The organism is Massilia sp. DJPM01 (genome assembly GCF_030348125.1).
Taxonomy (GTDB): Bacteria; Pseudomonadota; Gammaproteobacteria; order Burkholderiales; family Burkholderiaceae_D; genus Telluria_A; species Telluria_A frigida.
This window is the reverse complement of sequence record NZ_JAQOZV010000063.1, coordinates 20,896-37,606: the sequence shown is the minus strand read 5'-3', so window position 1 is coordinate 37,606 and position 16,711 is coordinate 20,896. Positions and strand designations below refer to the sequence as shown.

Annotated in this window: 10 protein-coding genes; 5 read left to right on the top strand and 5 right to left on the bottom strand. The window is 66.5% G+C overall.

What is annotated here, in order from left to right:
- Window positions 1–338 precede the first annotated feature (338 nt).
- The 4 genes from PO883_RS28905 (at window position 339) to PO883_RS28890 (ending at window position 7,534) form a co-directional block, all read left to right on the top strand.
- Complete coding sequence (locus PO883_RS28905) at window positions 339–905, top strand: recombinase family protein (protein WP_289312842.1); 567 nt, start codon at window positions 339–341, stop codon at window positions 903–905.
- Between the two features lie 111 nt (window positions 906–1,016).
- Window positions 1,017–3,974, top strand: a complete 2,958-nt coding sequence (locus PO883_RS28900; RefSeq protein ID WP_289312841.1) for a BTAD domain-containing putative transcriptional regulator — start codon at window positions 1,017–1,019, stop codon at window positions 3,972–3,974.
- Between the two features lie 292 nt (window positions 3,975–4,266).
- Window positions 4,267–6,126, top strand: coding sequence for a DUF1800 family protein (locus PO883_RS28895; protein WP_289312840.1), 1,860 nt, complete (start codon window positions 4,267–4,269; stop codon window positions 6,124–6,126).
- A 28-nt stretch (window positions 6,127–6,154) separates the two neighbouring features.
- A complete protein-coding gene (locus PO883_RS28890) occupies window positions 6,155–7,534 on the top strand; it encodes a DUF1501 domain-containing protein (protein ID WP_289312839.1) in 1,380 nt (459 codons plus the stop codon).
- A 57-nt stretch (window positions 7,535–7,591) separates the two neighbouring features.
- Here the strand turns inward: PO883_RS28890 and PO883_RS28885 are convergent, their stop codons facing one another.
- Both PO883_RS28885 and PO883_RS28880 read right to left on the bottom strand, forming a co-directional pair.
- The gene (locus tag PO883_RS28885) at window positions 7,592–8,038 is read right to left on the bottom strand and encodes a thioesterase family protein (protein WP_289312838.1); all 447 of its coding nucleotides are present in this window, start codon (window positions 8,036–8,038) and stop codon (window positions 7,592–7,594) included.
- Between the two features lie 279 nt (window positions 8,039–8,317).
- A complete protein-coding gene (locus PO883_RS28880; RefSeq protein ID WP_289312837.1) occupies window positions 8,318–9,751 on the bottom strand; it encodes a hypothetical protein in 1,434 nt (477 codons plus the stop codon).
- A 165-nt stretch (window positions 9,752–9,916) separates the two neighbouring features.
- Between PO883_RS28880 and PO883_RS28875 the strand changes: the two genes are divergently transcribed.
- Entirely contained in the window at window positions 9,917–13,237 is a 3,321-nt protein-coding gene (locus PO883_RS28875) for a two-component regulator propeller domain-containing protein (RefSeq protein WP_289312836.1), read from the top strand.
- Between the two features lie 9 nt (window positions 13,238–13,246).
- Here PO883_RS28875 and PO883_RS28870 read toward each other — a convergent pair whose 3' ends face one another.
- From PO883_RS28870 to PO883_RS28860, 3 genes are all read right to left on the bottom strand, one after another.
- On the bottom strand, window positions 13,247–14,431 hold the full coding sequence (locus PO883_RS28870; protein ID WP_289312835.1) for a DUF3103 family protein: 1,185 nt from the start codon (window positions 14,429–14,431) through the stop codon (window positions 13,247–13,249).
- 118 nt (window positions 14,432–14,549) lie between these two features.
- Window positions 14,550–15,998 (bottom strand): sensor histidine kinase, encoded by a 1,449-nt coding sequence (locus tag PO883_RS28865; protein ID WP_289312834.1) that lies wholly within the window; start codon window positions 15,996–15,998, stop codon window positions 14,550–14,552.
- Window position 15,999: 1 nt separating this feature from the next.
- The gene (locus PO883_RS28860; protein ID WP_289312833.1) at window positions 16,000–16,695 is read right to left on the bottom strand and encodes a response regulator; all 696 of its coding nucleotides are present in this window, start codon (window positions 16,693–16,695) and stop codon (window positions 16,000–16,002) included.
- Between the last annotated feature and the right edge of the window lie 16 nt (window positions 16,696–16,711).

Here is a 16,711-nt window from a genome sequence, read left to right as displayed (position 1 = left end):
GATGAACAGGCCATGCTATGTGATGCGTTTATAAAAATACATGATGTAGATCAAATTTTTCGAAACTGGTCACCACGGGGTTTTTACTACCGAATTAACTATTTCTGTTGTATGGGCATATGGGGCATATGGGGTGAACAGGGACAGAAAATCGGGTGCTTATCCCATCGAACTCGCCGATCAGTATCGCGCCAGTTGTCAGATTAAGCTATACCCTAACCTGATGTCAGCAGACCACAGCGCAAGCCGTCAGAATAGGGTCGCTATCGCAATTACTTGACATATGCCTTGAACGGTCATAGAGTCTTTCCTGACACATCTTGTTAAGGAGGCACGTTTTGCGAGGTCAACGTATCGGTTATGTCCGGGTCAGCAGTTTCGACCAAAATCCAGAGCGTCAGCTCGATCAGGTCCAATTGGACAAGCTGTTCACCGACAAAGCCTCGGGCAAGGACACTCAACGGCCGCAGCTCGACGCCTTGCTGTCGTTCGCGCGCGAAGGCGACACGGTGGTCGTGCATAGCATGGACCGGCTGGCGCGCAACCTGGATGATTTGCGCCGACTGGTGCAGACGTTGACCAAGCGCGGGATACGAATCGAATTCGTCAAGGAATGCCTGAGCTTCACCGGCGAAGACTCGCCGATGGCTAACCTGCTGCTGTCAGTCATGGGGGCATTTGCGGAGTTCGAGCGAGCCTTGATCGGCGAGCGGCAACGCGAAGGAATCGCATTGGCCAAGCAGCGCGGCGCCTACCGTGGTCGCAAGAAAGCGCTGGTGAACGACCAAGTTGTCGAGTTGCGCCGCCGCGCTGGTGCCGGCGAGCCAAAAGCCACGCTCGCACGCGAGTTCGGCATCAGTCGCGAGACCCTTTATCAATACCTGAAAGTGGCGCCAGTGGCTTAACCGCTTAACCCGGTTTTCCGTTCCACTGCACCTCAAACCCCGATCTCTTCTCCGCCCGGCGCCGGCAAGACCACGCTGGCCGCCAGCTATGCGCATCAGTGCGGGGCGCCGGTGCTGTGGTGCCAGTTCGATCAGGGCGATGCCGATCCGGCCACGCTGTCGTTCTTCCTTGCCGAGGCGCTGCGCACCCTCGACGGCGCCTTGCCCTGGCACGCGCCGCAGGTGGCCGGCGACGCGGCCCAACACGCGCGCCTGTTCTTCCGCCAGTTGTATGCCCACCTGCCGCAAGGCGCCCTGGTGGTGTTTGATAACGCGCACGACGTCGATTGGGATAACGCCGGCAACCTGCTCGAAGCGGCATGCGCGGAAGTGCCGGCCGGGGTGACGCTGGTGGCCGTGAGCCGCGAAGCGCTGCCGCCGTGCCTCGCGCGCATGGAACTGGACGGGCGACTGGGCACGATCGGTTGGGACGCGCTGCGCCTCGACCCGTCCGAAGTGCGTGCGCTGGCGCAGGCCGGCGACCCGGCCGATCCCGAGGTGACCGAATGGCTCGACCAGGTCGATGGCTGGGCGGCGGGCGTGGCGCTGCTGCGCAGCGTCCGTGGCCAGCCGCGCACCGGCCTGGCGGAGGGGCGCGAAGCGCTGTTCCGCTATTTCGCCGGCGAGATCGTTGGCCGCCTGCCCGCCCAATCCCGGCACCTGTTGCTGATGCTGGCCTGTTGGCCGGCCATGTCCGGTGCGGACGCGCAGGCGCTCACGGGCGACCCCGGCGCGCCGCTGCTGCTTGAACGCCTGTACCGGCGCCGCCTGTTCGTCGAACGGCGCGGCGACAGCTACGCGTTCCACGGCTTGTTCGGCGCATTTTTGCGCCAGCAGGCGCGCGAACTGCTCGATCCCGCGCAGCGCCTGGCGCTGGCCGCGCAAGCTGCCGCCATCGCCGACGCGCACGGCCGCACCGAGGAAGCGGCAGGCCTGTATATCGAGGCGCAGGCGCATCAGGGACTGGCCGGCTTGCTGCTGCGCCGCGCCGCCGGCATGCTCGCCAGCGGCCGTGGCCAGACGTGGCGTCTCTGGATGAGCTGCCTGCCGGCGGACATGGCCGACGCGCAGCCCTGGCTAGCTTACTGGCACGGCGTGTCGCTGGCCGATGCGCAGCCGCTGCACGCGCGCCGCATCCTGGTGCGCGCCGAACGCGCTTTCGACCAGACCGGCGACCTGGCGGCGCGCCTGCATGCGGTGACCGCCATCATCGACACCTACGACGCCGAATGGGCCGATTTCAGCGCCTTGCCGCGCTGGCTGGCGGTGCTGGCCGATGGCGTGCGCACGCTCGACCTGGCGGCGCTCGATCCCGCGCTCGACCTGCGGCTGCATTCGCGCAAGGCCAGCGCGCTGCTGTACGTGGCGCCGCAATCGCCGTTGCTGGCCGCCTGCGTGCAGCGCGCGCGGCTGGCGCTCGACCAGGTCGACGATCCGCTCGCGCGGCTGGAGGCGGGCGCCTGCCTGCTGCGCTACTTCGACTGGATGGACAACGCCGGCCACGCCAACGCGCTGGTGGCGCAGCTTGGTGCGTGCGCCGACGATGCCGCCGTGGGCGCAGCGCACCGGGTGCGCTGGTACAGCCGCGTGGCGCGCTGGTACAACAAGGAGGGCGACCTGGGTCAGGCGCAGCGCCTGACGGGCGTGGCCCGCAGCATCGTCATCGATGCCGGTCTCGATCCTTTGCTGTTCCAGTCGCTCGAAGTGCATCACCTGCTCGGTACCGGCGCGGTGGATGCGGCGCGCGGCCTGCTCGACCAGATGCGCGCGGCGCTGCCGGCGTCGCGCACCTTGCAAATGATCGACCTCAATGCGCTCGACGCGCAGTGCCTGGCACTGGCGGGCGACCTGGCCGGCGCGCTGCACGCCGCGCAGGAGACGCTGCGCCTGGCGCTCGACGCCGGCGTGCCGGCGCGCGAGCGGGCCCGCTTCGACGCCTTCCTCGGTGCCTGCCATGCGTGGGCCGGTGCGTACCCGCAAGCGCTGGAGTGTTATGGCCAGGCGGTGGCTGGCGCGTACGGCGTGCAAGCGGTGCTGCTGGGCGAAGAACGCGACTTCATCGACGCCTGCGCCAGCGCGGCGGGTGGCGATGGCGCGCGCGCGGCCGCGCTGATGGACGCGGCGATGGCGAGCCACCGGCGGCGCCAGGCCAACGCCCTGTTTGCGGCGGTGCCGGTGCTGGCCGCGCGGGTGGCGGCGCTGGCGCTGGAAAACGGCATCGACGCGGCCCATGTCGGCGCCATCGTCATGCGCCAGCGGCTGGCCGCGCCGAACCGCTGCGTGCAGGGCTGGCCATGGCCGGTCGCGGTACGCACGCTCGGCAAATTCGAGCTGACCTTGCACGGGGCGGCGGTGGTCGCCACCGGCAAGGCGCAGCAGCGGCCACTGGCTTTGCTCAGAAGCCTGGTGGCGGCGGGCGAGGGCGGCAAGTTCCAGGCGGCGCTGGTCGCGCAGCTGTGGGGCAGCACCGACGTTGCCAAGTCGGCGCTGAACGTGACGGTGCACCGCCTGCGCAAGCTGCTGCTGAGCGACGAGGCGGTGGTCGTTTCCGGCGGCAGGACGCACCTGGCCGAAGCGCGCGTCTGGACCGACGTGAGCGCGCTGGCCGACCTGTGCGTGGCCATTGCCGGCCTGCCGGCGCAGGCCGCGGTGGAGGAAGTCGGGCGCTGCAGCGCGGCGCTGCTCGATCTGTATCGCGGCCCGTTTTGCGACGGCGCCGAAGACACATGGATACTGCCGGTGCGCGAGCGAGCGCGCAACCTGTTCCTCGCCGCGGTCGGCCAGCTCGGGCGGCTGCTCGAAGCGATGCAGGAATGGGGCTGCGCCCTGAGCCTGTACCAGCGCGCACTGGCGGCCGAGCCGCTGTCGGAAGCGAACTACCGCGGCTGGATGCGCTGCGCCCATGCGCAGGATGGCGCGGCGGCCGCCTTCGGCGCTTACCGGCGCTGCCGCGACACCCTCTCGATCGTGCTTGGCGTATCGCCTTCGTACGAGACCGAAAAGCTGGCCGTCGCACTCGGCCTCCGGTAAAGATAACTGTGAGTCGTCGATCTTTCTTAACCGGGGTCTGACCTCTGATTAGAAATATTTCCTGTAGTCGATGCTTCTGCACTGTGGTGTGGGGTGCTGATTCGAAATGTTTCTAATCAGAGGTCAGACCCCGGTTAAAAAACGTTGCTGTGTGATTCTTGTCAAAAATGCAGTAAATTGGTCTTCTGTAATCCATCTGTAATGCGCTCTCCCTGATGATGTTGGCTGTTCCGGCCTGTCTTTGTCGCTTCGACAATGGCGCGGATGCGACAACGACAACAGGGAGGTTGAAATGCAAGGTAGCAGAGTGTGGATGTGGGCGCCCGTGTGCCTGATGGTGGCCGCGCCGGCGTTTGCGGCGACGGTGACGGTCGAATACAGCGGCAAGGCGCCGTTTGCGCTGGGCAGCACGGTATGGCTGCTCGGCAAGCTCGACGGCGTGGGACGCAGCATGGCGTTTTCCGTCAACGGCGTTCCGGGCGGTAACGCCGCAGTGGGCACGGTCAATTCGCAAAACGGCAAATATGTGGCACCGATGGTGATGCCGGCCAACAACGCGGTGACCATTTCCGCAAAGACGTACGGGACAGCGCCCGTGTCCGGATCGGTCGTGCTGACGTTGCGTAGCGCAGTTGTAACGCCGACTCCAACGCCAACCCCGACGCCAACGCCAACGCCAACCCCGACGCCAACGCCAACGCCACCCCCGACGCCGACGCCAACGCCGGTCCCGGATGCGGCCAAAGTCGCGGCGGTACGCTTCCTGGAACAGGCCAGCTTCGGTGCCACCGCAGCCGAGCTCGCCCAACTGCAAACCCTCGGCCAAAACGCATGGCTGACCCAGCAGTTTGCCACGCCCGCCAGCCCGATGCCGGTCGCCACCAGCCTGAATCAACTGGCCACCAACTGGTACCGCAACATGGCAACCGGCAAGGACCAGCTGCGCCAGCGCATGATCTTTGCGCTCTCGCAAATCTTCGTCGTCTCGTCCGACAAGAATCCTTACCCGAACGAAATGCAACCCTGGCTGATGACCTTGCAGAAGCACGCCTTCGGTAACTTCAACAAGCTGCTGCGCGAGATGACCCTGAACCCGGCCATGGGCAAGTATCTCGACCTGGGCAACAGCGTCATGCCATCGCCCAACGAAAACTACGCGCGCGAAGTGATGCAGCTGTTCACCATCGGCACCACCATGCTGAACCAGGATGGCAGCGCCCAGCTCGACCGCAACGGCGACACCATCCCGGCCTACACCCAGGCCGACATCGGCGAATTCTCACGCGCGCTGAGCGGCTGGACCTACGCCGGCACCAGTGCCACTGGCATCAACTGGGAAAACTTCAGCGGCCCCTTGCAGCCGCGCGACGCCTATCACGACAAGGGCGCCAAGACCTTGCTCAACGGTACCCAACTGGCGGCCGGGCAAAACACGGTGCAGGATTACGACGCAGTGATGCAGAACCTGTTCCAGCACCCGAACCTGCCGCCGTTCATCGCCACGCGCCTGATCCGCGCGTTTGTGACGAGCAATCCAAGCCCGGCCTACATCAAGCGCGTGGCCGATGTGTTCGCCCAAGGCCCTGCCGGGCGCGGCGACCTGGCCGCCACCCTGCGCGCCGTGCTGAGCGACGTCGAAGCGCGTCCGGCCACGCCCGGCGCCGCCCACGGCCAGCTCAAGGATCCGATCATGCACACGCTCGGCCTGATACGCGCGCTCAACGGACAGGTGCTGGACCCGACCAATCTGTTCTGGAGTTACCACGGCGTCAGCCAGGAACTGCTCAAGTCGCCAAGCGTGTTCAATTTCTACTCGCCGATGACGCGCCTGCCGGGTTCGCCGACCCTGTACGGACCGGAATTCCAGATCTATTCGCCGAGCCTGGCGGTACTGCGCGCCAACCTGGCCTACGACCTGATCGCCGGCAACTTGAACAGCATGGTGAAGATCGACATCACCCCCTACGTCAACGTGGCGGGCGACCCGGCCAAGCTGATCAATCTGGTGGATGCCAACCTGCTCTCCGGCCGCATGCGTGCGGCGACCCGCACCCAGCTCGGCCTGACGATCCAGGCCATCAGCGATCCGCGCCAGCGCGCGATCACGGCGCTGTATCTGAGCGCGGTTTCCGATTTCGCCGTGCACCTGTAAGCGGCCTTCCACATACAAAGGATTCAAGATGGATACAGTTTCGACCTCGCGCCGGGGATTCCTGCGCGGTAGCGCCCAGGCCAGCCTGCTGGGCACCCTGTCGACCATGGGCTTGCTGGGCGCGGCAGCCCCGGCACAGGCTGCCGTCACCGATTACAAGGCTCTCGTGTGCCTGTACATGTTCGGCGGCAATGACGGCAACAATATGATCGTGCCGCTCGACGCGGCCCACTACGCCAAGTATGCCGCTGCGCGCGGCGCGGCCGGGCTGGCCTTGTCGACTTCGGCCAAGACCTTGCTGGCGCCGCGCACGGCCACTTTGCAGGCCGTACCGGATGCAGTGGCGCAAGCGTTCGGCTTTCACTACGGCATGCCGGAAATCGACGCGCTGTTCGGCCAGGGCGAAGTGGCTGCCGTGCTCAACGTCGGCAGCTTGCGCCAGCCGCTGAGCAAGGCGCAGTACGTGGCCGGCACGGCGATTCCGCCACAGCTGTTTTCCCATCCCGACCAGACCTTGCAGAACCAGGCCGGCACGCCGGCCGGCGCCGGCACGGGCTGGGGCGGGCGCCTGCTCGATGTGCTGGGTGGCGCGGGCCGGCTCGACGCGGTCTCGGTCGGCGCGGGCGGCCTGTTTGTGGAGGGCGCGAGCGTGCATGGCAACCGCCTGCCGGAGTCCGGTGAACTGAGCCTGGCCGGCATGAACTTCTGGCCGCAGGCCCAGGCCGATACGCGGCGCGATGCCTTGCGCCAGATCCTGGCCAGCGAGAATCCGAACCTGATGGCCAACGCCGCCAACAAGGCGCTGCTGCAAGGGATGGACCTGGTGACCGACCTGTCCAAGGCGAATGCGGCCACGCCGCTGAACACAGTGTTCCCTGGCTTTGCGCTGGCCACCCAGCTACACACGGTGGCGCAGCTGATTCGCCAGCGCGCCGCGCAGGGGCCGGGACGGCAAGTGTTCTTTGTGTCGATCGGCGGCTTCGATACGCACGGCGGACAGGCCTACCAGCAGTGGGATGTGCTGCGCCAGGTGTCGCAGTCGGTGGCCGCGTTCCAGCAGGCGCTCGCCGAGATCGGCCACAAGCAAAGCGTGACGACGTTCACGATGTCGGACTTCGGACGCACGCTGATGGCCAATTCGGGCGGCACCGATCATGCGTGGGGCAACCACCATCTGGTGATCGGGGCGGCAGTCAAGGGCGGCGTGTACGGCAAATTCCCCGACTTTACCCTGGGCGGGCCGGATGACGCGACCGGGCGCGGTGTGTGGATCCCGCAGTTCTCGAACCAGCAGGTGGGCGCGACGCTGGGCAGGTGGTTCGGGGCCGATCCGGACATGCTCGCCACTCAGGTCTTCAAGAACGAGCTGGCCAAATTCGCGGTCAGCGATCTGGGGTTCATGGGCTGATGACAGACTGGCTCTGTCTTTGCCGCGCGGAGGTTCGCGCGGTTTTTTTCGTTCCGCTCAGCCCTGCGAACGGCTGTCGGGCAGCTCGATGACATCGTCGCAGCGGGACAGGCCCTGCATCACCTGCAACAGCGCGTCGGGCGGGCGCACCAGCTTGCGCGATGTGAGGTCGAGCCAGCCGACCGTGGAGTTGACCCGCGCCGCCAGCGTCCCCTTGCGAAAGAACTCGTTGCGGATGATCATGCGGCTGCCATCCTCGGACAGGCCGGCCAGCGCCATCGTCACGCCGACTTCGTCGAGCAGGTGAAACTCGCGGAAGTAGGTGACTTCGTCCTTCATCACCACCGGGCCGATTTTCAGGCGCATGAATTCGGCCATGGGAAAGCCATGGTCGGCGAAGAACATCATGCGCACATCAGCCGATTTATCCAGGTAGGCCGTGTTGCGCATGTGGGCGTTGAAGTCCATGTCGCCCCATCCGGCGACCAGCGTTTTTTCGTACATGCGATGCTCCTTGGGTGAGTCTGTATTCCAGGGCCGGCCGCGCCGCGTGCCGCTCAAACGTGGCGAACGCGGGATACCGCGCGACTTCGGCTTCCTTGGCCGGGCCTGCTTTGAAACAGGCCAATAGTGCGCTCTCGATCATAAGGGAATTCCTTTGTTCACGCTGGCCGGCATGCGGGCGCAGGTGACCAGGGCGCAGGGTGTCCGCCTTCCGGTGACGAGCAGCGCCGCCTGAGCGCCGGCGCGATGAACCGCCCCGGCGTGGCCGGGGCGGCATCCTTACCAGCTGGCCTGGAAGGAGTTGACGTTGAACTTCTGGTTGCCGGTGATGGTGCGGGTATCGACAAACTCGAACGAACCCATTTGAATGCGCTGCAACTGCGAGATCGTCTCCGGATTCCAGCTCGCACTTGGCTCGCCGGTCAGGAAGCTGTTGCTGCCGATATCGGCCACATACACGCCGTAGCGCTTCATGGCGGTTGCCAGCGCGCGCGCCTGGGTGGTCCAGTTGGCGGGGATCGGGAAGTCGCTCTTCAGGCGCAGCACGGCGCCGAACGGGATGCCGTTGCCGGTCGCGCCACCCGCAGCGTGTGTGGCCGGCCACACGAAGCGCTTGTCGAGCACCCGGTCGGCGAAGGTGATGCGCAAGGCGTGGCGCACGTCGCCGGCGGAAGCTTCATCGGCGCGCATCAGCAGCGGCAGGATCGGCAGGCCGGCGGCGTCGGCCGAGGTCCAGGTTTTCGGGCGCATCTGGTTCGACTTGAGGTTCCACGCGGCGGTCGAATAGGCGTGCCACTGGCCGTTGACCTTGTAGGTGAAGTAGCTTTCCCACAGGCGGCAGGCGTTCTTTTCGACGGCCAGCACATGGCGGTCGCCGCACTGCTGCGGATCGTTGCAGTTGCCGTATTCGGCCTTGAGCACGTTATCGTTCGGGTAGGGGAAGCGCTGGCTCGCGGCTGGCAGCGTGCTGCATCCGCGCGTGAGCGTGTGGGCGGCGTCGGGCGCGGCGCAGTCGCTTTCGTCCGGCACGCCGTCACCGTTGCCGGAATTGGGATCGGTGATGGCGAAAGAGACGCGCGGCCAGCTGGTGGTGCTGGCGTCGACCACGTTGTACGGAATGCCGTAGTAGGACGCATAGTCGGCCTGGTTGACGTTGCGGCCAAAGTCCATGTGCAGCGCACGCGCGTTGCCGACGCTGTTGATCCAGGCGTTGCTGCTGGCGTGGGCGGGGAAGCGCACCAAATCGTCGATGCGGGTGTTGAAGATGGCGTTGGCCGGGAACATGTCGCAACCGGCGATGGATGGGCCGCCGGTCGGCGTCGGCGTCGGCGTCGGTGTCGGTGTCGGTGTCGGGGTTGGCGTCGGCGTGGTACCGGTGCGGAAGGTCAGCATGGTGCTCGCCGATGCCGGTGGATCGCTGCGGTAGGTGGCGGTGACGGTCACCGCGTTGTTCGGCGGCGTTGCCAGTGGGGCGAGGTATTCGCCGTTCTGGGAGTTGATGGTGCCGACTGTCGCGTTACCGCCGGGGATGCCGTTGACCGACAAGGCCATCGACTTGCCGACGCCATCGAGCTTACCGACGAACCAGACCTTGCCGCCGAGAGGAAAAGGGTTGCTGCCATTGTGCTCGATGGTGACCGTGGACGCGAAGCCGGGTGCGGCCAGCAGCATGCTGCAAAGACCGCCCCAGGCGAGTGTGTGGGTGAATTGCATGGATTCTCCAGTTGTAAAGTGACGGCGCCCACGATAGTCCAGGCGCCATTACGCATCGATTACCGATACCCGTTTCGTTGTTGTTCTGGCACGCCTCCTGACTACCTGTACAGAACAGGGCAAGGCTGCGATACTGGCGCGCTAGCCCCTCTCGCCGGTTTGTCTATGTCTTCGTTGCGCCTGTTGCTGGCAGCCTTCCTGCTTTGCCTTCCGTGCCCCGTCGCGTGGGCGGCGGCACCGGACCAGCTGCGCTTCGAGCAGCTCAATCCCGCCCTCGGCTTGCCGCAATCGACAGTCACCGCCATGTTGCAGGACCGCGACGGCTTCATGTGGTTTGCGGGGCAGGGCGGCCTGACCCGCTACGACGGCTACCGTTTCCTCACCTTCCGCCACGACCCCACCGACCCGGCCAGCATCTCCGACAATTCGGTGCAGGCGCTGCACGAGGACCGCTCCGGCCAGCTGTGGGTGGGCACGCGCAACGGCCTTCAGCGCTTCAATCCGCGCAGCGAAAACTTCAGCGCCTACCCGCCGCGCGACGGCAAAGCCGATTATCTCGACGTACGCAACATCGCCAGCGATGCCAAGGGTATCCTGTGGATCACCACGCGTTCGGGCCTGGTGCGCCTCGATGGCGCCAGCGGCCAATTTGCGACCGAGCGTCACGATCCGGCCAATCCGCACTCGCTGGGCGCCGACGATGCCACGGGCCTGGTTTTCGACGCCGCCGGCGGCCTGTGGATCGGCACCCAGCAAGGCGTTGATTTCCTGGCGCCGGGCACGCGCCGCTTCACCCATTACCACATCGACGACAGCGCGCCGGATGCACTCAAGCGCAACGCGGTGCGCTCGCTGGCCATCGACCGCGCCGGCACGCTGTGGGTCGGCACGGCCCTGGGACTGGAAGCGTGGCGCATCGCGGACGGCGCCGCCGCCGCGCGGCGCCGCTTCGGCAGCGCCGAGGGCATCAACCCGGGCGCCGTCACCGCCCTGTTCCAGGATAGCCACGGCACCCTGTGGGCAGGGACCCAGACCGATGGCCTGAAACGCTGGGATGCCGGCGCCGGGCGCTTTGCCTCCTTCGTCCACCAGGGCGGCAACCCGGCCAGCCTGGCCGATAACTATGTCGCCAGCCTGTTCGAAGACCGCGCCGGCATCCTGTGGGCCGGCACCTGGTTCGGAGGCGCCAGCCGTATCGACCTGAACGCCGGCGGCTTTCGCCATGTGGTCTCGGGCGCTTTGAGCGGCAACAAGATCAGCGCCATCCGCGGCGACGGTCCGCGCTCGCTATGGCTGGCAACCTACGGCGGCGGCATCGACCGCTACGATCTGCAAAGCGGCCAGACCACGGTGTATCGTCACGATGCGCGTGTGCCGCACAGCCTGAACGACGACCTGGTCACCGCGCTGGGACGTGACCAGCAGGGCCAGTTGTGGGTCGGTACCCGCAACGGTGGCCTGAGCCGCTTCGATCCGGCCAGCGGGCGCTTTACGCCGCGCCCGTTCGCGACCGGGGACGCCTTGAGCGACTTCATTCAGGCGATCGTGCCGGACCGCGCCGGCATGCTGTGGATCGCCTCGCGCGGCGGCCTGCACCGGCTCGACCCGCGCACCAACCAGGCCACGACCTTCCGCCACGACGCCGCCAGCGAGGCCAGTCTGTCGGATAACTTCATCTGGGCGATCCTGGAAGACACGCGCGGGCGCCTGTGGGTGGGAACATCGAACGGACTTGACCTGTTCGATCCGGCCAGCGGGCGCTTTCGCCATGCGCGCCACGAGAGCGCCAATCCGGCCAGCCTGATTCACAATCGCGTCTCCTTCCTGCACGAAGCGGCCAACGGCGCGCTGTGGGTCGGCACCGGCGGTGGCCTGAGCCGGCTGGTGGCGGACCGTGGCGGCAAGCTGCAATTCAAGTCCTACGCGCTGCAACAAGGGCTGGCCAATCCGGCCGTGGACGGGATCCTGGAAGACGGCCATGGCCATCTGTGGATCAGCAACGATGGCGGCATCGCCGACTTCGATCCGCGCAAGGAGACCTTCCGCAACTACACAAGCCGCGACGGCATGGCCGAAGGCGACTATTTCGTCGGCGCGGCCTGGCGCCAGCCGGATGGCGCCATGTTCTTCGGCAGTTTCAATAGCGGTTTCACCATGTTCGACCCGCGCGAGGTACGCGGCAACGACCGCGCGCCGCCGCTGGTGATTACCGATATCCAGATCTATAACCAGTCGGTGCGCAGCGGCCCGGCGCCAAGCGGCTTCGTGCTCGACGCGCCGATCCAGCGCGCGCGCCAGGTGGTGCTGTCGCACACGCAGTCGGTGTTTTCGTTCGAGTTCGCGGCCCTGCATTTCGCCGACCCGCAGCGCAACCAGTATGCCTACCAGCTCGAAGGCGTGGACCGCTCGTGGGTGGCGACGGACGCCGGCAAGCGCTTTGCCACCTATACCAATCTCGATCCGGGCAATTACGTTTTCCGGGTCAAGGCCAGCAACAAGGACGGCGTATGGAACGAGGCCGGCGTGGCGCTGGCGATCACGATCACGCCGCCGTTCTGGAAGACCTGGTGGTTCCGGCTCGCGGCCGGCTTGTTCGCGCTGACGTGCGTGTACGCGGTGCACCGCATCCGCGTGCGCGTGCTGCTCGGGCAAAAACGCGAGCTGGCGCGCCAGGTGGCCGCCTCGCTTGAGGGCTTGCAGTACGCGCAGCAGCAACTGGTGCTGCATGAAAAAATGGCGTCGCTCGGCACGCTGAGCGCGGGCATCGCGCACGAGATCAATAATCCCAGCAATTTCGCGTACGCCGGCGCGCAGGTGCTGGCCACGGAACTGGAGCGCTTCCGCGCGTTCCTGGTGGCGCTGGCCGGCACCGATGCCGATGCCGCCGTGATCGATAGCCTGAACGGCCGCATCGATGCGCTGGTTCGCCAGAGCGCGACCATCCTGGAAGGCACCTCGCGCATCCGCGACCTGGTGCGCGACCTGGGCACGTTCGCGCGGCCCGACGAAGGGGCGATGACGACGGCGCCCATCGGCCCCAATCTGCTGGCGACGGTGCATCTGGTGCGCACACTGTATGCCAGCGTGGCCAATATCGGCTGCGTGCTGGAGGCCGACCCGCCGCTGGCATGCTGGCCGGCGCAGCTGAACCAGGTGTTCATGAACCTGATCGTCAACGCCTGCCACGCCATCGAGGACAAGCAGCGGCGCAGCGGCGACTTCACGCCCGGGATGCTGGCCATCAGCAGCCGGGCCGACGGCGCGTGGCTGTTAGTCGATTTCGAGGACAGCGGCTGCGGCATCGACCCGGCCGTGATCGACCATATCTACGAGCCGTTCTTTACCACCAAGCCGACCGGGCAGGGCACCGGTCTTGGCTTGTCGATTTCATTCGGCATCGTGGAGCGCCATGGCGGCAGCCTGACGGTGTGTTCGACGCCGGGACAGGGCAGCCGCTTCACGGTCAGGCTGCCGCTGCCCGCGTGATGCTGGCGCTTACTGCGCGCGCAGCAGGTAGGGTGAGAGCGTCACCGTGGCATTGTTGGCGGCGCCGCGATGGTTGTCGTAGCTGCGTCCGCGTTCGATGGTGTAGAACGAATCGACGTAGTCGTCGTCGTTGCTGAACCAGCCGGCAGGCATGGCTTGCAGGATCGCCGTGGCGACCTGGCCGATCACCGCATACGAAGGTGCAAACACGCCGAGGATCACGCTCACGCTTTCCGACAGGGCCACCGCCAGGTCCTTGTAGTTGGTGTTGTCGTCATGCTCGAACAACTGGATGTTGGCCGCGCCGTAGCGGTAGCTGCTCCAGAAGACCATGATCTGGTTCGGCGTGTAGGCGGTGTTGGCGTAGTCGAGGTAGGGCATGTCGACCACGCTCAGTTCAGCCTTGGCCTGGTCGGGCTGCACGCCCGAGACGACGGCGAAGATTTCGGCGGCGCCGGAGATCCACGGTTCCTGGCTGTTGGCCAGGCTGACGCGGTCCAGGCGGGTGGTCTCGATGTCGCTGGCGGCGAGGCCGGACGCGCTCCTGGACGCGAGCTTGGGCGCGGCCGATTGCAGGCCGGCGGCGCGCAGGCTGCGGTTGACGTAGGCCAGCCCGGCGCGTATGTCTTCGCGCGCGTTGATGCCGACGATCAGCACCGGCATGGCGGGCGGCGTGCGCGCGTCGAGCAGCTGCACCTGGCCCAGGTGGTCGAAGGCTTCGACGTCGCTCCATTCGGAACGCTTGCCGGCCGGCGCGTAGGCGACCAGTAGCTTGCTCATGTCGGGCCGCGCGGCCGCGTCGGAATCGCGGGGCGTGTACAGGCGCACTTCGAGCAGGTTCTTGGTGTCGCGCGCGATGGCCTTGTGTTCGCGCACGCGCTGGTCGAGAAAGCGCAGCTTGTCGGCGCCGGCTTTGGTCTGCGCGCTCGGCTGGCGCACGTCGTCGAGCAGGGTGCCCAGCATGACGCCTTTGGCGTCGCCGGCGAGACGCTTGTCCAGCGCTTTGACGAACTGTGGATCGTCCAGCATGCGCGCCACGTTCCAGGCGCTGTAGCGCTTGGCCTGGTCGACCAGCGCGGTCTGGCTGCCGCGCGGTTCCGAGTATTCCGCGCTCAAGCGGTCCGCCGCGATGACCGGCGCGCTGGCGCCGCCCGCCAGTGCGATGGTGAGTAATGCTCTTTGAATAAACTGCATGCCTGCTCTCCGTTTTCCTGTTGTTGAAGGGTGTGCTGTAAATACAGCACTCTCGACATTAGCACCGGGTGCGCAGGCTGGCGCGCAGTTTTTGTGTGTCTGTATTTAATCCGTAACCTCAGGCGGCCGAATTGAAACAAATGACCACCTTCAGGCCCGTACCCGAGCCGGCGCTGGCCAGGGTGACGCCGGCGCGGTGCTGGGCAGCGACCTCGCGCACGATGGCCAGGCCCAGGCCCGTGCCGCCAGGGTTGGTTTCGAGCGCGCCCGACGAGCGGTAGAACGGGGTGAAGACTTTCTCGCGTTCGTCGTCGGCGATGCCGCAGCCGCTGTCCTCGACGTCGAGCAGCACCTTGGCGCCATCGACCCTGACCCGCAGCGCCACCTTGCCGCCGGCCGGCGTGTAGCGGATGGCGTTGTCCACCAGGTTGGTCACCAGTTCATGCAGCATGAGTTCCTGGCCGTCGACCATTGTCTGGTCGGCGTCGGCGGCGTCGAGCGACAGGTCGATCTGCTTGTGCACGGCGGGCAGCGCCATCTCCAGCCCGACCTGGCGCGCGATCGCGGTGAGCGAGACCGGCGCCATGCCGGCCGCCTCGCTGCCATGTTCGACGCGCGCCAGCGTGAGCAGGCGGTTGGCCAGGTGGACGGTGGCGTCGGTGGTGGCGGCGATCGAGCGCACGATTTCGCGCATGGCGGCCGGGTCGTTTTCGCGCAGCGCCAGCTCGGCCTGGGTCTTGAGCACGGTGAGCGGAGTGCGCAACTGGTGCGAGGCGTCGGCGATGAAGCGGCGCTGGCTGGCGATCAGGTTGTGCATGCGCGACATGGTGCCGTTCATGGCAGCCACCAGCGGGCGCACTTCCTTGTGCACCAGTGCCTGGTCGACGTCGGAGAGGTCGTTGAGGGCGCGGTTTTCGACTTCGATTTTGAGGCGCATCAGGGGCCGCAGGACAAGGCGCACCGCGAACCACACCAGCGAGGCGACCGCCAGTACCATCACGGCCTGGCGCAAGAGCGTGTCGAACAGGATCTTGCGCGACAGGCCGCGGCGCGCGTCGAGCGTTTCGCCGACCTGGATCAGGGCGATGCCGCGCATCGAATCGTCGTACACCGGCTGCAGCAGGGCTGCGATGCGTACCGGCTCGCCGTTGTAGTCGGCGTGGTAGAAGCGCACCAGCGCCGGATAGGCTTCCGAGCGCGGCACCTTGGCCGGCACCGGCGGCAGGTCGTCGAAGCCGGACACGGTTTCGCCGTCGATGCCGCTTACTTTGTAGTAGATGCGGCCCAGGGTATCGGTCTCGAAGCTGTCGAGGGCGACATAGGGCACGTCGGCCACCACCTTGCCATCCTTGATGGCGACCCGCTCGGCCAGCGCGCGGGTGGACGCCAGCAGTGAGCGGTCGTAGGCCATGTCGGCCGCGTCGAGCGCGTTGTCGTACACCGATACCGCGTTCAGGGCGACCAGCAGCACCAGGGGAATGAGGAGCCAGCGCAGCAGCTGGTTGCGCAGGCTGCCCAGGGGGGCGGCGCCGATCTTGCTGCGCACGGTGGCGTACAGCGCGGCCATGTCAGCCTGGCGTATCGCGCGGCTGCAACAGGTAGCCGATGCCGCGCAGGGTGGTGATGGCGGCGGCCCCAACCTGGACGCGTTCGAGCTTCTTGCGCACGCGGTGGATATACAGTTCGATGGCATCGAGGTTGGCGTCGTCTTCGAGCGCGAAGACTTCGTCGAACAGCTTTTCCTTCGATACCGCGCGCCCGGGCCGGGTGATCAGGGCTTCGAGCACCGCGTGCTCGCGCGGGGTAAGGGCGAGCGCCGCGCCGCCGTACGCAAACATGCGTGTCACCGTGTCGAAACTGAGCGCGCCGCACTGGTGCACCAGTGCCTCGCTGCCCTGGCTGCGGCGCAGCAGCGCCTTGACCCGCGCTTCGAGTTCGGTCAGTTCAAACGGCTTGGCCAGATAATCGTCCGCGCCCAGGTTCAGGCCCTGGACCCGTTCTTCCAGGCCGCCGCGCGCGGTCAGGATCATCACCGGCGTCTTGGCGCGCGCGCCGCCGCGTGCGCGCAGGCGGCGCAGCACATCGAGGCCGTCCATCTTGGGCAGGGTCAGGTCGAGGATGACGAGCGCGTAGTCCTGCGTGTGCAGCAGGGCGTCGGCGTCGGCGCCATTGGTGGCGCATTCGACGGTCAGGTGGGCGTCGCGCAGGGCCTTGGAGAGCCAGTGCGACAGTTCGATGTGGTCTTCAACCAGGAGTATTCGCATCGGGGCAGTGTAGCCC